Annotated in this window: 16 protein-coding genes; 5 read left to right on the top strand and 11 right to left on the bottom strand. The window is 67.0% G+C overall.

Annotated features, from left to right (window positions below):
• Positions 1 to 9: 9 nt before the first annotated feature.
• Positions 10 to 390 carry a DUF2237 family protein gene (locus G372_RS0112565; protein ID WP_012982252.1) on the bottom strand — a complete coding sequence of 127 codons (381 nt, stop codon included), beginning with the start codon at positions 388 to 390 and terminating at the stop codon, positions 10 to 12.
• A 718-nt stretch (positions 391 to 1,108) separates the two neighbouring features.
• Positions 1,109 to 1,687: an NAD(P)H-dependent oxidoreductase gene (locus tag G372_RS0112570; protein ID WP_018864219.1), complete on the bottom strand. Its 579-nt coding sequence runs from the start codon at positions 1,685 to 1,687 to the stop codon at positions 1,109 to 1,111.
• A 154-nt stretch (positions 1,688 to 1,841) separates the two neighbouring features.
• Between G372_RS0112570 and G372_RS0112575 the strand changes: the two genes are divergently transcribed.
• Complete coding sequence (locus G372_RS0112575; RefSeq protein WP_018864218.1) at positions 1,842 to 2,789, top strand: sodium-dependent bicarbonate transport family permease; 948 nt, start codon at positions 1,842 to 1,844, stop codon at positions 2,787 to 2,789.
• Positions 2,790 to 2,792: 3 nt separating this feature from the next.
• Positions 2,793 to 3,083 carry a P-II family nitrogen regulator gene (locus G372_RS0112580; RefSeq protein ID WP_018864217.1) on the top strand — a complete coding sequence of 97 codons (291 nt, stop codon included), beginning with the start codon at positions 2,793 to 2,795 and terminating at the stop codon, positions 3,081 to 3,083.
• Here the strand turns inward: G372_RS0112580 and thpR are convergent.
• The 6 genes from thpR to dksA form a co-directional block, all read right to left on the bottom strand.
• Positions 3,073 to 3,594 carry an RNA 2',3'-cyclic phosphodiesterase gene (gene thpR / locus G372_RS0112585; RefSeq protein ID WP_018864216.1) on the bottom strand — a complete coding sequence of 174 codons (522 nt, stop codon included), beginning with the start codon at positions 3,592 to 3,594 and terminating at the stop codon, positions 3,073 to 3,075. The genes G372_RS0112580 and thpR overlap by 11 nt on opposite strands.
• 42 nt (positions 3,595 to 3,636) lie before the next feature.
• Positions 3,637 to 4,950 carry a sigma-54-dependent transcriptional regulator gene (locus G372_RS0112590; protein ID WP_019623522.1) on the bottom strand — a complete coding sequence of 438 codons (1,314 nt, stop codon included), beginning with the start codon at positions 4,948 to 4,950 and terminating at the stop codon, positions 3,637 to 3,639.
• Positions 4,947 to 7,892: a sensor histidine kinase gene (locus G372_RS0112595; RefSeq protein ID WP_019623521.1), complete on the bottom strand. Its 2,946-nt coding sequence runs from the start codon at positions 7,890 to 7,892 to the stop codon at positions 4,947 to 4,949. The genes G372_RS0112590 and G372_RS0112595 overlap by 4 nt, the downstream gene beginning before the upstream one ends.
• Entirely contained in the window at positions 7,882 to 8,055 is a 174-nt protein-coding gene (locus tag G372_RS14400; protein WP_018864213.1) for a hypothetical protein, read from the bottom strand. The genes G372_RS0112595 and G372_RS14400 overlap by 11 nt, the downstream gene beginning before the upstream one ends.
• 92 nt (positions 8,056 to 8,147) lie before the next feature.
• Entirely contained in the window at positions 8,148 to 9,089 is a 942-nt protein-coding gene (gene gluQRS / locus G372_RS0112605; RefSeq protein ID WP_019623520.1) for a tRNA glutamyl-Q(34) synthetase GluQRS, read from the bottom strand.
• A 30-nt stretch (positions 9,090 to 9,119) separates the two neighbouring features.
• Positions 9,120 to 9,572: an RNA polymerase-binding protein DksA gene (gene dksA / locus G372_RS0112610; protein ID WP_018864211.1), complete on the bottom strand. Its 453-nt coding sequence runs from the start codon at positions 9,570 to 9,572 to the stop codon at positions 9,120 to 9,122.
• A gap of 138 nt (positions 9,573 to 9,710) precedes the next feature.
• Between dksA and G372_RS0112615 the strand changes: the two genes are divergently transcribed.
• Positions 9,711 to 10,487 (top strand): HAD family hydrolase, encoded by a 777-nt coding sequence (locus tag G372_RS0112615; RefSeq protein ID WP_019623519.1) that lies wholly within the window; start codon positions 9,711 to 9,713, stop codon positions 10,485 to 10,487.
• Positions 10,488 to 10,625: 138 nt separating this feature from the next.
• Here G372_RS0112615 and cydC read toward each other — a convergent pair whose 3' ends face one another.
• The 3 genes from cydC to G372_RS0112630 form a co-directional block, all read right to left on the bottom strand.
• Positions 10,626 to 12,332: a thiol reductant ABC exporter subunit CydC gene (gene cydC / locus G372_RS0112620; protein WP_019623518.1), complete on the bottom strand. Its 1,707-nt coding sequence runs from the start codon at positions 12,330 to 12,332 to the stop codon at positions 10,626 to 10,628.
• Complete coding sequence (gene cydD, locus G372_RS0112625; protein WP_026340309.1) at positions 12,325 to 13,983, bottom strand: thiol reductant ABC exporter subunit CydD; 1,659 nt, start codon at positions 13,981 to 13,983, stop codon at positions 12,325 to 12,327. Before cydD ends, cydC begins: the two co-directional genes overlap by 8 nt.
• Before the next feature lie 79 nt (positions 13,984 to 14,062).
• Entirely contained in the window at positions 14,063 to 15,454 is a 1,392-nt protein-coding gene (locus G372_RS0112630) for an NAD(P)/FAD-dependent oxidoreductase (RefSeq protein ID WP_019623516.1), read from the bottom strand.
• A 360-nt stretch (positions 15,455 to 15,814) separates the two neighbouring features.
• Between G372_RS0112630 and G372_RS0112635 the strand changes: the two genes are divergently transcribed.
• The gene (locus tag G372_RS0112635; RefSeq protein ID WP_019623515.1) at positions 15,815 to 17,221 is read left to right on the top strand and encodes a cytochrome ubiquinol oxidase subunit I; all 1,407 of its coding nucleotides are present in this window, start codon (positions 15,815 to 15,817) and stop codon (positions 17,219 to 17,221) included.
• A 3-nt stretch (positions 17,222 to 17,224) separates the two neighbouring features.
• Positions 17,225 to 18,229 carry a cytochrome d ubiquinol oxidase subunit II gene (cydB, locus tag G372_RS0112640; RefSeq protein ID WP_018864205.1) on the top strand — a complete coding sequence of 335 codons (1,005 nt, stop codon included), beginning with the start codon at positions 17,225 to 17,227 and terminating at the stop codon, positions 18,227 to 18,229.
• Positions 18,230 to 18,307: the final 78 nt, after the last annotated feature.

The raw sequence follows: 18,307 nt of genomic DNA on the forward strand, positions 1-18,307 counted from the left end.
AGATCACACCTAGTCGGCGGTGTCGCGCGCGTGTTCCGCCAGGATGTCGCGCGGGATGATCGCCAGCGTCTCCTCGTGCGTGGCACGCAGGAACACCCCGGGTGCACAGCCCGCCTTGTAGGCCTCCAGCCAGCGCCCCGCACAAAGACACCAGCGATCCCCGGCCTTCAGACCCGGGAACCCGAATGCCGGGTTGGGTGTGCTGAGGTCGTTCCCTTTCGCGCGCGAAAACTCCAGAAATTCCTCGGTCAGTTCGGCACAGACGGTATGAATACCCTGGTCGTCGTGGCCGGTGGCGCAATCTCCATCGCGATAGAAACCGGTGACGGGATCGGTACCGCAGGGTTCCAGCGGGCGACCAAAGACGTTGCGGGATTCGAAACGCTGCATCGTCAGCATCTCCTGGTGAATGAAATCACTGGCAGGATAACGAACTCGTCAGTGTGCCGAGCGGTTCCTGCACATGTGACGAGAGTTCACCCCGGCGCGGCAGCCTGGGGCCTCGTTCTGGGGGTGAGGAACGTGAAGAGATCGGCAGTTCTTCGGATGGACCGGAACGGTGCGCCCTTTGGGAGGCCTCATGGGCAGGAATCCACACAAGGAGTTGGTGACATGAAGTCGAAGAAACGTTGGGTACTGGCGGTAGCGCTCAGCGCGTTGTTCGCAGTGGGTGGCGCACAGGCGCAACCGGGTCCTGGTGGTCCGCCGGGAGCTTCGCCCGGGGCCAGTGGCGATACGCCGGCCGGGGGCAACCCGCCGCCGGGCCATGGCGGGACACCTCCGGGGCAACAGCGCGGGGGCAGTAGCCCGGACCTGCCGGCGCCGCCGGAGGCCCCGGGATCGTCCGGCCCACCCTCGCCGGGGGATGGCCCGTTGCCAGATCCATCCGACCTGCCCGAGCCGCCGACGCCGCCGACGCCCGACCTTTGATCGGAACGTCGCCCGCTGCACAGCGCGGCGGGCGGCGGGGCTCATCAGGACCGAACAGGGTGCGGTGGCGCCCATCACACCCACTGCACAGGGGCGTCGCAACGCCGTGCGCGCGCACATTTTCGTCAACAAAGGGCAGCCGAGCCTCCTGGAGTACCAGCACGCGCGTGAATATTGATCAGCGTTTTACTGCGCCCAGTACGCGCATCTTGTCCAGCCAGCGCTGGCGCGAGGCGGCATCGCCTCCGGCCTGCCCGATCAGGGTGTGGCGCACGGGGCCGAAGCCACAAAACCTAAAGACGTTGCGCTCCAGGCTCTTCAGACTGTGGGCGCGGTAGAACCAGCGGTAGACCGGCGCCGGCATGCCCATGGTGACGACGATGCGCACCGAGCGGCCCCTGAGTCGCGTATGGCGCAACTGGTTCATGTCGCCGTCGGCCACAAACGATGGCCGAAAGACCTGCTCCAGAAAGCCCTTGACCAGCGCCGGCATGTCGCCCATCCACAGCGGATAGATCAGTACCAGGTGGTTGGCGACCTCGATCAGCTCTTGTGCTTCGAGGATTGCGGGGGGCACGGTCTCGTCCAGGAACTCGGCCTGGCTGCGCAGCAGCGGGAAGTCGCGCTGGGCGATCGGAAACGAGTCCACTGCAAGGCCCGCACCCTCGGCACCCTCGCGGTAGGCGTCGGCCAGCGCATGATCGAAGTGGCCTTCGGCCGGGTCCGGATGGCCCTGCAGGATCAGGATGCGTGTCATCGCCCAGTCTCCGGCTGTCCAGCAACAAACCTTTCACCCCGAGCGTAACGCATCATGGGGGCAGCCTGGTGGGCGCAAACCTGAAGGTGCGCGTTGGTCTCGGTTTCCCTAGGATGTTGGCAATACCAGCACGTTGTAACGGAGACGGGTTGAAATGGCTTTTGATCCGGTAGTTCTGTTCTTCCTGCTCGGGGCGATCGCCGGGTTGGCCAAGTCGGATCTCAAGATCCCGATGGCGATCTACGAGGCGCTCTCGATCTATCTGTTGCTGGCCATCGGTTTGCATGGCGGCGTGAAACTGGCGGAAAGTGAGCTGGTGCCGCTCATCCTGCCCGGCCTTGCGGTGCTGGCGGTCGGTTCCCTGATCCCGCTGCTGGCGTTTCCGGTACTGCGCTGGCTGGGGCGCATGCCGCGCGCGGATTCGGCCTCTATCGCCGCGCACTACGGCTCCGTCAGCGTGGTGACGTTCTCGGTGGCGGTCGCCTTTCTCGCGGCCCGCGGCATCGACTACGAGGGCCACATGGTGGTCTTCCTGGTGCTGCTGGAGATGCCGGCGCTGGTGATCGGCATCCTGCTGGCGCGCATGGGTAGCAAGGGGCCGGTGCAGTGGGGCAAGACCATGCACGAGGTCTTTTTCGGCAAGAGCATATTCCTGCTCGCGGGTGGGCTGGTGATCGGCTTCGTGGCCGGCCCCGAGCTGATGGATCCACTGGAGCCGATGTTCTTCGATCTGTTCAAGGGCGTGCTGGCCCTGTTCCTGCTCGAGATGGGGCTGGTCGCGTCCAGTCGCATTGCGGAGGTGCGCCAGTACGGGGTGTTCCTGGTCGTCTTCGCGATCGTGATGCCGGTGGTATCAGCGGTTCTGGGAATCCTGCTGGGTTGGGGGCTTGGCATGAGTCTGGGGGGCACGCTCCTGCTGGCAACGCTGTACGCCAGTGCTTCCTACATCGCCGCGCCAGCCGCCATGCGTATCGCGGTCCCCAAGGCCAATCCCGCGCTGTCGATTGGTGCCTCGCTGGGGGTGACCTTCCCGTTCAATATCTTCCTGGGCGTCCCGCTGTACTTCTGGATGGCCCAGTGGCTCTATTCGCTGGGAGGCTAGGCGATGCAATCGGACGAGATGCTGTTGTTGACGGTGGTGGCGGAAGCGATCCTCGAGGATATCCTGATTGACGAGGTGCGTCGCCAGGGTGCGGCCGGCTATACGGTGACCGACACCCGCGGCTGGGGCAAACATGGCAAGCGCCGGGGTAACTGGCGCCAGGGGGGCAACATCAAGCTGGAGGTGGTCGGTTCCGCGGAGTTGTGCGATCGCATTGCCAGACAGTTCAAGGAGCAGTATGAGGCGGATTACGGCCTGTTGATGTTCACGACTCCGGTGACGCTCAAGAACTGAGCCGGGTCCGTGCGATGACCTTGTAGGGACCGGGGTTTCCGCCCTGTCCGGACTCGATCAGCGCGACCTCGTCTGCGTCCCAGTGAATGGGGCGTTCGGGGTGTTCGCGTCCGGGTGCGCGTGCAAAGCGGCGCAGGGTGATGTGTGGCCGGAAGGGGGGCCCCTCCGGCGCGGCGCCGCAGGCCTCTGCCAGTCTTCGCGCCCGTACGGCCAACTCGCTCAGCGCGGAGGGCGTCTCGGATGGGCCAATCCAGCTGACGCGCGCTCCTTTGAAGAAACCCAGCTGATCCAGCACAAGTGTGAAGGCCTCACCCTTCAAGGTGGTGATTCCCTGGCCGATGCAGTCGGCCTGCGTGGCGGGGATGGTGCCGGCAAAGGCCAGGGTCAGATGCAGGTGGGCCTTCGGTACGGCCCGTCCCGGGCCGCCCAGGCGTTGCGCCTCCTCGTCCAGCATCCCGCGTGTGGCCTCGTCGGGCCACAGCGCGAGGAAGACGCGGCGCGGGTCACTCAAGTCGTTTCTCCTCAAGCCGATGCGGCCACAAGCCCATCCCGCTCAGGGCCGGGGAAGGTTCTCGCGCTGGCGGCGTTCCCACAGGGTCTTGCGGCTGATCCCCAGGGCACGTGCAAGTTCGGTCTCGGTCATCCGGTCCTGGTTCTGCTGCACGAAGCGGCGGAAGTAGTCATTGAGGCTCGATCCTCCGGTCGTTGCGTCACCATTGCCCGGAGCCGGGGTGAGTCCCAGGTGATCCGGTTCGATCCTGCCATCCGGGCTGAGCACCCAGCCGCGTTCCAGGGCATTGGCCAGTTCGCGCACATTGCCTGGCCAGTCGTGGGACTCGAGTGATTGCAGGGCGGCTTCGGTGAGCTCGGGGCGCGGCCCGCTGTGCGTCGGGAAGCCCGCGAGAAAGTGCCTGGCCAGCGCGGGGATATCCTCGCGCCGTTCGCGCAGCGGGGGAATGGACAGCTCCAGTACGCGCAGACGGTAGTACAGATCGGCGCGAAACGTCTGTGCCTCGATCATGGCCTCCAGATCGCGATGGGTGGCGGCCAGCAGGCGGACATCTACTTTCAGGTTTTCGTTGGCACCGACCGGGCGGATCTCGCCGTCCTGCAATACGCGGAGCAGGCGGGCCTGCGCGGCCGGCGCCAGTTCGCCGATCTCGTCCAGAAACAATGTGCCGCCATGGGCGGCCTGGATCAGGCCGGTGCGCGCCTTCACCGCGCCGGTGTAGGCGCCCTGGGCATGGCCGAACAGCTCGGCTTCGACCAGACCTTCGGGAATGGTCGCGCAGTTGACTGCGATGAACGGCCCGGCGGCGCGCGGGCTGAGTCGATGCAGGGCGCGCGCCGCCAGTTCCTTGCCGGTGCCCGATTCGCCGCGCAGCAGTACGGTGGACTGGGTGGTCGCGACCCGGCGGATCTGATCGCGCAGGCGCTGGATGGCCGCACTGTCTCCCACCAGGCCCAGACGATCGTCCTTGGCATCGCGGTCGCTGCCTGCCGTCGTTGCGGCGGGGGCCCCGGCCCGCAGCGCTGCGCGCAGCGTGAGCAGCAGGGCATCGTGATCGAATGGCTTGGCGATGTAGTCGGCAGCTCCTTCTTTCATCGCGGCGACCGCGGAAGGGACCGAGGCGTAGCTGGTCATGATGACGGTGGGGGTATGCCCGCCCTCGGCGAGGAGTTCGATGCCTTCGCCATCGGGCAGGCGCAGATCCACCAGCATGAGATCCGGGGGGGCGTCCCGCAAAGCGGTGCGGGCACTGGCAAGATCCTCGGCCAGGCATACCTGGAAGTCGTGGTGCTCCAGAAACCGGCGTACCGCGCGGCGAATCGGTGCTTCATCGTCAACCAGAAGGATGCGCGTCATGTGGTGTCCCCATCGGGGTTGTGTCGCGGCAGGATCAGGACAAAGCGTGCCCCGCCTTCCGGGCGGTTAACGGCCATCAGGGTACCACCGTGGTCGCGAACGATGCTGTAGGCGACAGGCAGACCGAGGCCGGTGCCCTGGCCGGCGGGCTTGGTGGTAAAGAATGGCTCGAACAATCGCTCCAGAGTCGATTCCTCGATGCCCGGCCCACGGTCGTCGATGATCAGCTGGACATTGCTGCCGCGGGTGCTGGCGCCGATCGAAACGACCGCGTTCGGCGGCGAGGCCTGTTCGGCATTGGTCAGCAGGTTGATGAACACCTGCAGTAGTGTCGCATGCGAGCCGCGCAGGTAAAGGCCTTCCAGGCCCGTCAGTTCGAAGCGCAGGTCCTTGCGCCCGGCCAGGCGCGTGAGCCGGATCGCTTCGTTGACGATCGCGTCCAGCGCGATGGTTTCAAAATGCCCGGCGGACGGGCCCTCGTCGGCGTGTGCGAAGGTGACGAGCGACTGCACGATGGCGTTAATGCGGCGTGTCTGCGCGAGGATGTCTTCGGCGGTGCCCCGGATCTCCGCGGTATCTTCCTCGAGGGGGAGGTTTTGTGCCAGCGAGGCGATGCCGGTCAGCGGGTTGCCGATCTCGTGCGCGACCCCGGCGGCGAAGCGCCCGATCGAAGCCAGGCGATCGCCGTGGGCAATCTCGGATTCCATTTGCGCGCGTTCGGTGATGTCCTCAATCAGGACGATGCGTCCCTCGAGCCGCCCATGCTCGTCCTGGAGTGCAGATTTGTGGAGGTTGAGTCGCCGGTTGCCGTTCGGCAGGTCCACGTTGAGTTTGTACCACTGGCGATCCGGACTCTCGATAAAGGCGGTCAGCAGTCCTGCCCATGGGCTGTCGAGTTGCTGGATATTGCACCCAACGGCCTTGTCGGTGCTGATGGCCGTCAGTTTGGCCAGGGCCTGATTCCAGCCGGTGATCTCGCCGGTCGTTCCAAGGCTTGCGACCCCCAGCGGGAGTTCATGAAGGATCTGGCGATGGAAGCGGCGCAGGGCATCCAGTTCGGCTGCCAGGCCCGACAGGGGCAAGGCCCGGGTCTCGAGCTGTTCCTCCACCCGGCGCAGGCTCTCGCTGAGAGTGTGGCGCCCCGCGGCATCCAGACGCAGGTGCTGGTCCACAATCATGCGTGCAAGGACCGGTCCCAGCAGCCCCGACAGGTTGCGTTCGATACGCTCGCGCAGGTTGCGCAGGTCGCCGCGCGAGCGCGTGTGTCGCGGCAGCCCGAGTTCGTCAAGGGCGCGCTGTACCTCATGGCGGGCAGCACTGGCGCCCAGGGTGGCGCCCAGCGCGTTTTCCATCTCGCCTACGTCGCCGGCAAGTGGCAATCCACCGCCAGATCCGGCCGATTCGTTGGGGCAACAGGCGCGCCCGGCCTCGGACTCCTCGCGGTTGGGCTGCGTCAGCAGCGAGCCGAGCACAAAGAGGATGGCGTTCGTGCCGAGACTGCACATCAGGGCAAAGGTCCATGGGTCCAGTGCCTCGGCCCGGAGCAGGGCCTGCGGGTCCGGGTAGCCGGTGACAAAACCGGCCTTGGCCAGCAATGGCAGCACCAGCGTCAGTGCCCAGCCGGCAATCCCCGCGCAGAGGCCGAGCAGGAAGCCCACGCGGTTCGCCTGTTTCCACAGCATCAGCCCGATCAGTCCGGGCAGTAACTGGGCCACGGCGGCAAACGAAATCAGCCCCAGCTGGGCCAGGCCCTCCACGACCTGCAGCAGGCCGTAGAACGCATAGCCCAGGCCAATGATGAGCACGATCCAGAAACGCCGACCCCACAGCAGGCGGGAGTAGAGGTTGGCCTGAGTGCTGTGTTCTTCGTGCAGCCGTGTGAGCGGCGACAGGTAATTGGTCCCCATATGCGCCAGGGCCAGCGTGGTGACGATCATCATCGCGCTGGCGGCCGAAACCCCCCCGATGAACACCAGGAGGGCCAGTGCCGGTGAATCGAGCATGCCCGCAATGCCGATCGCGTAGTAGTTGGTGTCGATGCCGAGGTCTGCCGCCTCGCCGGCCCAGTAGAGCACCGGCATCGGCAGGTTCAGCAGCAGGAGGAAGGCAGGAAAGGCCCAGGCGGCCCGGTTCAGTGCTGCCGGGTTAATGTTCTCGGTAAAGAGCATGTGGAACTGGCGCGGCAGCAGGAAGGCGGCGGCGAATGCCAGGATCATCATCGCGAACCAGCCGCCCTCGCGCACCGGTGCGTAGAGCGCGTCTACTGCCTCCGGGTTTTCGGCGAGCCAATTGTTCAGCCCGGAGAACCCGCCGAACACCGCATACAGGGCGACGGCGGTAATACCGAGGATCGCCAGGAGCTTCACGATGGACTCGAATGCGATGGCCAGCACCAGTCCGGCGTGTTTCTCGCGAGGGGCGATGTGGCGTGCCCCGAACAGGATGGCGAACAGGGCAATGGTGGCGCTAAACGTCAGGGCAAGCAGGTGCGGGGGGGTCTCGGCGGTCAGTACGCCGGCGGATTCCGCGACGGCCTTTATCTGGAGCGCGATGTACGGGAGCACGCCGGCCAGCATGAACAGCGCGACGACGGGGCCGGTCCACCGGCTGCGATAGCGAAAGGCGAACAGGTCTGCCAGCGAGGTGAGTTGCTGCTCGCGGGTCAGACGCAGGATCGGCCGCAGCAGCCACGGGGTGGCGGCGAAGGCGAGGGTCACGCCCAGGTAGATCGTCAGGTAGAGATAGCCGTGGTCCGCGAGGAAGCCGAGGTTACCGTAGAAGGTCCAGGACGTGGCATAGACTCCGAGCGACAGGCTGAACACCCAGCCATTGGCCGCGATGCGACCGATGCGCGGGACCCGGTCGGCCAGGAAGGCAATCCCGAACAGCAGGGCCAGATAGGCCACGCCGACGGCGTAGATCAGCCCCAGGCTAAGGGTCACGGCGACCCCCGACAAAGGCCAGGGCGACCACGAGGATGAACGCCGCCCAGCCAGCGAACGGCCACCACCAGGCCGGCGTCAGGTGTGCGACCCAGATTACCAGTGGACTCAGGAACAGCAGGGCCCCGAGCAGGGTGACCAGGATCGCGCGTGAGGCACCCACTGTCAGCGCCTCGGTGGGGTGTGAAGCCGCGCGCCACGGGTCACATGGGGTGGCGCGGTTGCTGTAATAGGGGCGGGCAGCATGGCGGCAGTCTACCCTGCGTGATCGCGGGCGGGCACTTCCGTGGCAAGTGGCAGGCGCGCAGCCATAGGGTGTCCGGTCAGCTGATCCAGGGCCTCGGCCAGTTGTGTGGCCGGGCGGTCGGGACGGTCACGATCGCTGGGCGACAGTCCGATGCAGTCCAGAACGGAGGCGACCTGGGCACGGGCGTTGTCCTCGCGCAGCTCCTTGGCGCCCGTTGCCTTCGAAAGTTTGTGGCCGCGTCCGGCGACCAGCACGGGGTGGTGCGCGTAGCGCGGCAGGGGGGCGTCCAGGGAGCGGTAGAGCTGCATCTGACGCGGGGTCGACCCGAGGAGGTCGACCCCGCGCACGACGTCGGTTACGCCCAGCTCGAGATCATCCACGACGGTGGCCAGCTGGTAGGCAAACAGCCCATCCGCGCGGCGGATCACGAAGTCGCTGCCCAGGGCCTCCAGGTCGAAGGCGACGGGGCCCAGGAAGCGGTCCTCCACGAGCCAGTGCGACTGCAAGGCACGGGCGCGAATGGCGCGCGGTGGACGCCCGGCGGGCGGGCCATGACGGCAGGTGCCGGGGTAGATCGGGCCTTCCCAGCCCGGCTTGCCGTGGTGGGCAAGGTCACGCCGCGAGCAGGCGCAGCCAAATGCCAAGTCCCGCTCCAGTAAGTGCTCGAGCGCGGCCTGGTAGGTCGGGGTGCGATTGCTCTGGCGGGTGACCGGGCCGTCCCAGTCCAGGGCGAAGGCTTCGAGTGCCGAAAGGATCGCGGACTCCGCGCCGGTCTGGACGCGCGGAGTGTCGACGTCGTCGATACGCAGGTGCCAGCGGCCACGGTGGCTGCGGGCATCCAGCCAGGAGATGACGGCGGCGAGCAGGGAACCCGCATGCAGCGGGCCGGAGGGAGTGGGGGCAAAGCGCCCCACGTAGGGGGCACCCTGCCGGGGGCTGGCGGTGGTCATGGCACAGCCATCCTGCCGCCGGATGACCTGTTAGGCCATCTGCTTTTCCTTGATCTCGGCCAGCTGCTTGCAGTCGATGCACATCGTGGCGGTCGGGCGTGCCTCGAGGCGGCGGATGCCGATCTCGACGCCACAGGTCTCGCAGTAGCCGTAGTCCCCGGTGTCGATTTTGCGCAGGGCCTCGTCGATCTTCTTCGACAGCTTGCGCTCGCGATCGCGGGCACGCAGCTCCAGGCCAAACTCCTCTTCCTGGGTCGCGCGGTCGGCCGGGTCCGCGAAGTTCGCGGCGTCCTGACGCATGTGGCCCACGGTACGGTCGACCTCTTCGGCCAGCTCCTGGCGCCATGCCCGCAGCAGGCTGCGGAAATGATCGAGCTGATCCGGATTCATGTACTCTTCGTCCGGTTTCGGCTCGTAGGGCGCGATGCCTCCGGCAACCATGTGCTTGGTGGAGGGGTGGTCCTGATTCTTGTCAGCAGCCATGCGGGCATTCTCTCCGGCTGGAAAAATAAGGCGCACTTAGTACCAGAGACAGTGCGCCCGGGCAAGTCCCGTGCCAGGGTTTTTGTACGGGCCCGGGGGCGAATCCCTCTTTATCAGACACATATCAAAGGAGTTCGGATGCAGGAACTGAAGGCCTTGATCTTCGATGTCGACGGCACACTGGCCGATACCGAGCGTGATGGTCACCGCGTAGCCTTCAACCAGGCATTTGCCGAGGCCGGCCTGGACTGGGAATGGAGCGTGGAACGCTACGGCCAGTTGCTACGCGTGACGGGAGGCAAGGAGCGCATCCGCCAGTACCTTGCGGAGGATCACCCCGAACGCCTGGCCGAACCCGGCATCGATCAGCGCATCCGCGAGCTGCATGCGGCCAAGACCCGGCATTACGTGGCGCTTCTGGAGACGGGCGCGATCCCCCTGCGGCCGGGGGTTGAACGCCTGCTGGACGAGGCAGCGGCCGCCGGTCTGCGACTGGCGATTGCCACCACGACGACGCCGGAGAATGTCACCGCGTTGCTGGAGGCCACGCTGGGGGAAGAGGGGCCGTACCGCTTCGAGGTGATCTCGGCCGGTGATGTCGTCCCGGAGAAAAAGCCCGCACCAGACATCTTCCGGCACGCCCTGGAGGCAATGGATCTGCCACCGGAGGCCTGTCTGGCCCTCGAGGACTCGGACAACGGCGTGCGCGCGGCCCGGGGCGCGGGTCTGACCGTGGTGGTCACGACCAACGACTACACGCGGGAGCAGGACTTCAGCGGGGCGCTGGTTGTCCTGGACGGTTTCGGTGAGCCGCAGCATCCGGCAACGGTGCTCCGAGGGCCGGACTTGCCGGGCCCCTGCGTGGATGTGGAGGCACTCCGCGGATGGGCCGCCGTGGCGCAAGGGGGGCGTTGAGCCCGGCCCGCACGGCCGCACGGGCGGCGGTCATTATCTCGGGCCGTACGCAGGAGGCAGTCGGTAGCAGGGCCGCCAGCCTGTTGCGATGACTGTCGTCGTGCCATGCCGGATGAGTGGCACGGGTAACCCGGACCGTCAAGGAGACTCGCCTCCTTTGGCAGCACTCCTGGAATCGGTACCTGCTCGGGGCAGTGACCGACGCTGCCAGTGGACCGGCAGCATCTCCGGGGCGTGGGTGACGAGCACGCACTGGCGTTGCTCCAGCCATGGCTGCAGAGACTCCAGCACGCGGCGCTGCGTAGAGAGGTCGAGGCCGGAGAAGGGTTCGTCGAGCAGCACGATCGGACGATCCTGCAGCGTCAGCGCGGCGAGGGCCAGGCGCTGGCGCTGGCCGCCGGAGAGACGGCGCCCGCCTTCCCCGATGCGTGTATCCAGGCCCTCGCTGCTGGAGGCCACCCGGCTGGCCAGGTCGACCCGGTGCAGGGCGTCCCACAGGGCCTCGTCGGGGTGCGAGCCCCTTTCGGGCGCCAGGATGTCGCGGATGCGGGCGTCCGGCAGGTGGACGGACTGCGGCAGATAGCTGATACGGGCATAGCGCTGGTCGGGATCGATGCGCTCGATCGCGGTGGCATCGAGCAGGACCGAGCCGGCTAGCGTTGGTTGCTCGCCGGCCAGTGTGTCCAGCAGCGTGCTCTTGCCGCGTCCGCTGGGGGCGGTGACGACCAGCGGCATACCGGGCTCGAGGGCGAGATCCAGCGGAGCGGACAAGGGGCGGTGGGATTCGAAACCGATAACCAGGCCCTGCGTCGAAAGCCGCGGGGAACCGTCTGGGGCGGGGTACCCCGCTTTGCCCTGACGATCTGGGGACGCCTCGACAATGTGACGCACGCGTTGGGCCGCCTCCAGGCTTTCGCCGGTGCGCCACCAGGCACCGGGGAGGCTGCCCAGTACCTCGCCCAGCCCAAGCGTCATCAGCGGTAGCAGGACCGCCACCGGACCGGAGATGAGGCCCTGCATATACCAGTGCAGGGCGAGCAGCAGCATCAGCAGCGAGGACACGGCTACTGCTGCCTGCACGACCGGGTCCGCCAGGGCGCCTACCGACTCCTGACGGGTCAGGCGGCGGGCATGGTCGGCATGCCGGGCGCGCAGGGCCTGTTCGGTCTCGGCGGCGCGCTGGAAGGCGATCAGCTCCGCCAGCCCGCCGATGTAGTCGGACAGGGCGATCCGCTCATTGGCCCGGGCTTGTACCAGTTCGCGACTGTGGCGTTGCCCGAGCCATGCGAGCAGCAGCGAGACCAGAAGGGTGAGGCCGCCGGCTGCCACCAGCAGCGCGGCTGCCGGCCACGGGGCCAGCCAGAGCGCCAGGGTCAGGGTGATCAGCAGGCTCAGCACGGCGGCGACGATCGGGCCCACCACCCGCAGCGGCATCGCATCCAGGGTATCGATATCCCCGGTCAGGCGGGTCTGCAGGTCACCGCTGCGGTAGGTGCGGATCCAGTGTGCGGGGCGCGCGGCGAGACCAGCAAAGGTCCGGCTGCGCAGGTCGGCCAGGCTGCGCAGCACCGCCTCGTGACTGACCACGCGTTCGGAATAGCGCGCCAGCGTGCGGCTGATCGCCGCGGTGCGAATGCCGCCCGAGGGGACGTACAGGTCCAGGGTGGCCAGGACGCCGGCCCCGGCCAGGGCGGTAGCGGTGATGAACCAGCCCGACAGGGCGAGCAGCACGATACCGGCGATCCAGGTCAGGGCCAGGAGCGCCCAGGCGCCCCAGTACCAGAACCGGCGCTGGCGAAACACCGTGCGCACGAAGTGCAGATCGCAGCGCCAGTCCTTATGCATCGCGCGCGTCTCCGAGGGCGAGGATGCGCTGGCATCGGCGCCGGACCGCTGCCTCGTGACTGGCCACAACCAGCGTGAGCCGATGTCGGTGGGCGAGCTCGAACAGGGTGTCCAGCAGCGCGTGTTCGGTCTCGTGGTCGAGCGCACTGGTCGGCTCGTCCAGCAGCCATAGCCGATGCGCGGACAGCAGGCCGCGGGCAATGGCGACGCGCTGGGCCTGCCCGCCGGAGAGGCCGCGGCGCTGCTCGCCGATGGCCGTATCCAGCCCGTCGGGGAGTTCTGCGGCCTGCAGGGGCAACCCGGCCTGGCCCAGGGCGTTGGCCATCTCGGCGTCGGGGATGGTGTCGCCACGCGCCAGTTGCAGGTTCTCGCGCAGGGTCCCGTGGAACAGGTGAGCGTCCTGGCCGATCCAGACAAAGTGCTGCGCGTCTGCATGGCGGTGCACCCGACCCCCATCCGGCACGAGGAAGCCGGCGCAGAGGGCGAGCAGTGTGGACTTGCCGGCGCCGCTGGGCCCGGTGATCGCGATGGATTCGCCCGGCTGGATGGCCAGCGTGGTCCTGGCCAGCGCCGGTTCCGTCTGGCCGGGATAGTGCACGCTGACCTCCTCCAGGACGAGCAGGTCTTCGGAAGGGGCGGCCTGCGGCCGGGCATCGTCCGGCGCGGCCGTGCTGACGGGCTCCGCCAGCGGGGCCAGGGCCTCGGCGGCGGCGAGGGCGCCGGCCCGGTCGTGATAGCTCTGCGCGAACTCGCGCAGCGGCAGGAAATATTCCGGGGCCAGCAGCAGGACGAACAGCCCGGTGAACAGGGTCAGGTCCACCGCCGGGCCGTAGTCCAGGGCCCCGAACAGGGCGAAGCCGACATAGATTGCGACCATGCCGATGGCCACGGCGCTGAAGAACTCCATGACCGCCGAGGAGAGGAAGGCCACGCGCAGGGTGCGCATGGTCAGCCGGCGCTGCTGGTGGCTGCGTTCCACGACCTCTGCCTCGGTCGCGTCGAGTACGCGCGCCCGGCGCAGCCAGTCGAGGGCGCGGATGCGGTCGAGGAAATGGCCGGCGAGGCGGTCTTCCTCCTCCTGTTGCTGGCGATGGATCTGCTCCGCCCCCATGCCGACGATCGCCATGAAGGCCGGGATCAGCGGGGCGGCGAACAGGAGCAGTAGTCCAGCCAGCCAGTCGAGCCAGAACACGGTGATCAGAATGGCCAGCGGGATCAGGATCACCGCCTGCATGGCAGGCAGGTAGCGCGCGTAATAGCCAGTCAGATCCTCGCCGCGCGCCTGAAAGCGTTCGATCCACTCGCCGGTGGTGGCCTGCGTCGCGAGCCGCGCCGGACCTGTTTCACGCGCTCGACGCAACAGCTCTCTGCGCAGGCGGCCCTTGACATCGTGGGCCAGGCGCTGGCCGGCCAGGTCGCGCAGGGCCTGGGCGGCGTAACGCAGCCCGATCAGCCCAAGCCCGCCCAGCAGTACCGCCGTCCAGTCCAGGCGATCGGGTTCGAACAGCGCCCGGTGAACGGCCAGGGCGATGATGCCGGCCACTCCGATCGTGGCACCCGCGGCGATCAGGGAACCCGCCGCGGATAGCCAAAGCCAGTGTCGATGGGGGTGAGCGCGCTGGCGCAGCCACTCCCTGGCAGTCGGCTTCATCGTGCGCGGACGAATGGGGTTCGGGCACGGTACAACCGGCGCGGCGAGAGCGCGACTGTCGACATGGGTCAGCGTCCCCCTAGCGCAGGTAGCGCCCGCGCAGCATGTTGAAGTACAGCGGCTTGATCATGTGCACCTTCAGGCGCCACCACATCCAGCTGGGTTCTCCCTGGTCGATGAAGCCGAAGGTGGGGACCTCCTCCAGGGTGTAGTCGAATTCCACCAGGGCGGCCTTGCCCACTTCGGTGATCAGCGGGCAGGAGGTGTAGCCGTCGAACTCGCGCGACGGCTCGCGATCCTGCAGCACATCCACCAGGTTGTCCGGCATCACCGCGCCGTGGGAGCGCACGGTCGATGCGGTCTTGCCGATGGCGGTGGCGACCACGTCACCGGCGCCGAAGACGTTCGGATAGCGCGCGTGCTGGAGCGTGCGGTCGTCGACCGCCAGCCAGCCGCCATCGGCCAGCGCGCCATCCTCCACGGCCAGGCCGGCCTCGCGCACGAAGCCGTGGGCCCGCATCGGTGGCGTGACATGCAGATAGTCGTAGTCGACCGTCTCCTCGTTGCCGTTCGTCCCGCGGAAGGTGGCTTGGCGGGCGTCAACATCGACCGCGGTCAGGAATCCATCCTGGTTCACGGCGATGTCGTGCTCGGAGTAGAGGTCACGCACCATCGTGTCGAAGCGTTCCACGCTGAACAACCTGTCGGCCCCGGTGTGATAGTGGAACTCGGTCCCGCCGCGCTGGCCGGCTCGCTCCAGCAGGCTGTTGGCGATCAACGCGGCCTTGATCGGCGCGCCGGCACACTTGATGGGGGTCCCGGGGATGGTGAAACGTGCCACGCCGCCGTTCTCGCCGAACGCCTGAATCTGCTCGTAGGCATCCCGCGCGGCCTCGGCGCTGGCATAGATGCTGGTCAGGCCGGTCCGGCCGATGTCCTCGCGGCGCAGGCCGTCGATCGCCTCGTAGTCCAGGTGCAGACCGGTGGCGACCACAAGGAAGTCGTAGTCCAGGCGTTCGCCATCGACCGTCTCGACCTGCTGCGAATCGGGGTCGATGGCGGCCACGCCGGAGCGAACCCAGTCGACCCCGCGCGGGATATACCGTTCGGTGCGCCGCTGAACCTCGCCGATCGAATAGACGCCGGAGGCGACCAGGGTCCAGCCGGGCTGGTAGTGATGGATCTCGCTTGGTTCGACCACCGTGATGCGTGCCCCGTCGAGCAGGCTGCGCAGGCGGGCGGCCATGGTGAGGCCGGCGGCGCCGCCGCCCAGCACGACGATACGAGCACGGGTGGAAACTGCCGCGCGCACCGGCGCAGCCTGCATGCCGGTGGCCGATGCCAGGCCCGCGGCCCCGGCGATCTTCAGGAAGTCGCGCCGCGACAGGCCGCTGCGTTCAAGGGCATCGGCGACCGCCTCGCTCGTGCGATTCGGGTGGGGATGCTCGTTCCGGTTTTCGCGCTGGGACATGCTGAATCTCCATGGTCCGGCACCGCGGTCCGGCGGTGCAGTCTTGGTCGGCAGGAAGATGCCTGCCTTGCCTCGGTTGCAAAGGTCTTACAAGTTGCATGCCAAGCCGCGAAAGCCGCGTGGGCGTGCCTGTTGCGGTGAAGGATGCCATTGCGGACTGCCAAATCTGGCGGGCGCTGGTGTCGGGCTGCCGGAAATGGCAGCTGTGAGACCCCGCCGGGCATCCGGGATGCGTGGCTCCTCATGTCGCCGGGCGCTGCAGGGCGCATGTCGAGCGGGGTTCGGGCTGACTGGCACGGTACTTGTTAGGTGGCTGGTGATGCGCCCGGTCCGGCGCACCCCTCACAGTGGAGGATAGTCATGGAGCTCGACCCGGTACTGCTATCGCGAATCCAGTTTGCATTCGTGGTTTCATTTCACGCCATCTTTCCGGTCTTCACGATCGGGCTGGCTTCGTTTATCGCCTTCCTCGAATTCCGCGCCTGGCAGACCGGCGAGGCGCTCTACACACAGATCTCGAAGTTCTGGATCAAGATCTTCGCGGTCGTATTCGGGATGGGGGTGGTCTCCGGCCTGGTGATGTCGTTCCAGTTCGGGACCAACTGGAGCGCATTCTCCTATGCGACCGCCAACTTCCTCGGCCCGGTCCTTTCCTATGAGGTATTGACGGCCTTCTTCCTCGAGGCGGCCTTCCTCGGCGTGCTGCTGTTCGGCCGTGACCGGGTACCGCAGGGTGTGCATCTGTTCTCGGCGCTGATGGTGGCGCTGGGTACCTTCATCTCGTCGTTCTGGATCCTGGTCGCGAACAGCTGGATGCAGACGCCGGTGGGCTTCGAATTGCAGGACGGTGTCTTCCATGTGAGCTCGTGGATCGAGGCGATCTTCAACCCGAGCTTCTGGCCTCGATTCTTCCATATGGGCCTGGCCTCGCTGCTGACCGCGGGCTTCGTGGTCGCCGGCGTCTCGGCCTGGTACCTGCTGCGCGAGCGCGATGTGCTGGTCAATCGCAAGGCGCTGGGTACCACGATGTGGGTGCTGCTGCTGGCGGCGCCGGCCCAGCTGGTGGTGGGCGACATCCATGGCCTGAACAGCTTCGAGCATCAGCCGACCAAGGTCGCGGCGATGGAGGGCGTCTGGGAGACCGAACGCGGGGCGCCGTTGCTGCTGTTCGCGATCCCCGACGCGGCCAACGAGACCAACCACTTCGAGATCGGCATCCCGAAGATGGCCAGCCTGATCCTGACCCACGAGATGGACGGTGAGGTTCCCGGCCTGCTGGAGGTGCCCGCCGAGGAGCGCCCGCCGGTCGGGATCGTCTTCTGGTCGTTCCGCATCATGATCGCGATCGGCCTGGTGATGATTGTCTTTGCCCTGGCCGGGGCCTGGCTGCGCTTCCGGCGCCGGATGTACGGCTCTCGGCGCTTCCTGAAGGGGCTGACGTGGATGATTCCGGCACCGTTCGTCGCGGTGCTGGCCGGCTGGTTCGTGACCGAGACCGGTCGTGCACCCTGGCTGGTCTACGGCGTGATGACCCACGCCGAGGGCGTCACCCCGGCGCTGACCGGTGGCATGGCCCTGTTCACGCTGATCGGCTACGTGCTGGTTTACGCGGCCGTATTCACCGCGGGCGTCTATTACCTGATCCGTATCGTGCAAAAGGGACCGGAGACCGCCGAGGTCCGGCACGCCCCGGCCCACGCGAAGCGGCCCCTGTCGGCGGCCGATACCTCGATCGACGATGCCGCCACCGGCGGTACAAGGAGCTGATCCATGGAAACCACGCTTGATATCACGCTGATCTGGGTGGTGATTATCGCCGTCGGCATCATCGCCTACGTGCTGATGGACGGGTTCGATCTGGGGGTCGGGATCCTGTTCCCGTTCGCCCCGGGCGAGACCTCGCGCGATGTGATGATGAACTCGGTTGCCCCGGTATGGGATGGCAACGAGACCTGGTTGATCCTCGGCGGGGCGGGGCTGCTGGCGGCCTTCCCGCTGGTGTACTCGGTGTTCCTGCCGGCGCTCTATATTGGTGTCTTTCTGATGCTGGCCGGCCTGATCTTCCGCGGGGTGGCCTTCGAGTTCCGCTTCAAGGCCAACAAGTCGAAGGGCCTGTGGAACGTGGCCTTTGCCGTGGGATCCGCGGTAGCCGCGTTTGCCCAGGGGGCCGTCGTGGGAGCCTATATTCAGGGCTTCGAGATGGAGGGATTGAGCTTCGCCGGCGGACCGCTGGACTGGCTGACGCCGTTTACCGTGCTGACCGGCATCGGGCTGCTGGCGGGCTATGCGCTGCTGGGCGCGACCTGGCTGATCGTCAAGACCGATGGCGAGACCCAGGCCTTTGCCTACCGCGTGGTGCCCGGTCTGCTGGCCCTGGTCCTGCTGGTGTTCGCGGCGGTGAGCCTGATTACGCCGTTGATCGACCCGAAGGTGATGGAACGCTGGATGGGTACCTGGCAGTACCTGTGGGTGCTTCCGGCGCTGGCACTGTTCTCCGCCTGGATACTGATCCGCGCGGTACGCCGGCGTGACGAGGGGATCCCGTTCGTGGCGACCATCGCGCTGTTCATCACGACCTATCTGGGGTTGCTGGTCAGCAAGTGGCCCTACGTGGTGCCGCCGGACTACACCTTCTGGGACGCGGCGTCGTCGCCCGATGCGCAGCTGTTTATCCTGGTTGGTGCGCTGTTCGTGATCCCGATCATCCTCGGGTACACCGCCTGGACGTACTGGGTCTTCCGCGGAAAGGTGACGCCCGAGACCGGGTACCACTAGGCGGGATCCGGAGAGACCGGCCGTGATGCCACTGAACGTACCTCGGTTGAGCGTGTCTATTGGGCAGAGTCATCGGAG

The organism is Thioalkalivibrio thiocyanoxidans ARh2, assembly GCF_000385215.1.
GTDB lineage: Bacteria > Pseudomonadota > Gammaproteobacteria > Ectothiorhodospirales > Ectothiorhodospiraceae > Thioalkalivibrio > Thioalkalivibrio thiocyanoxidans.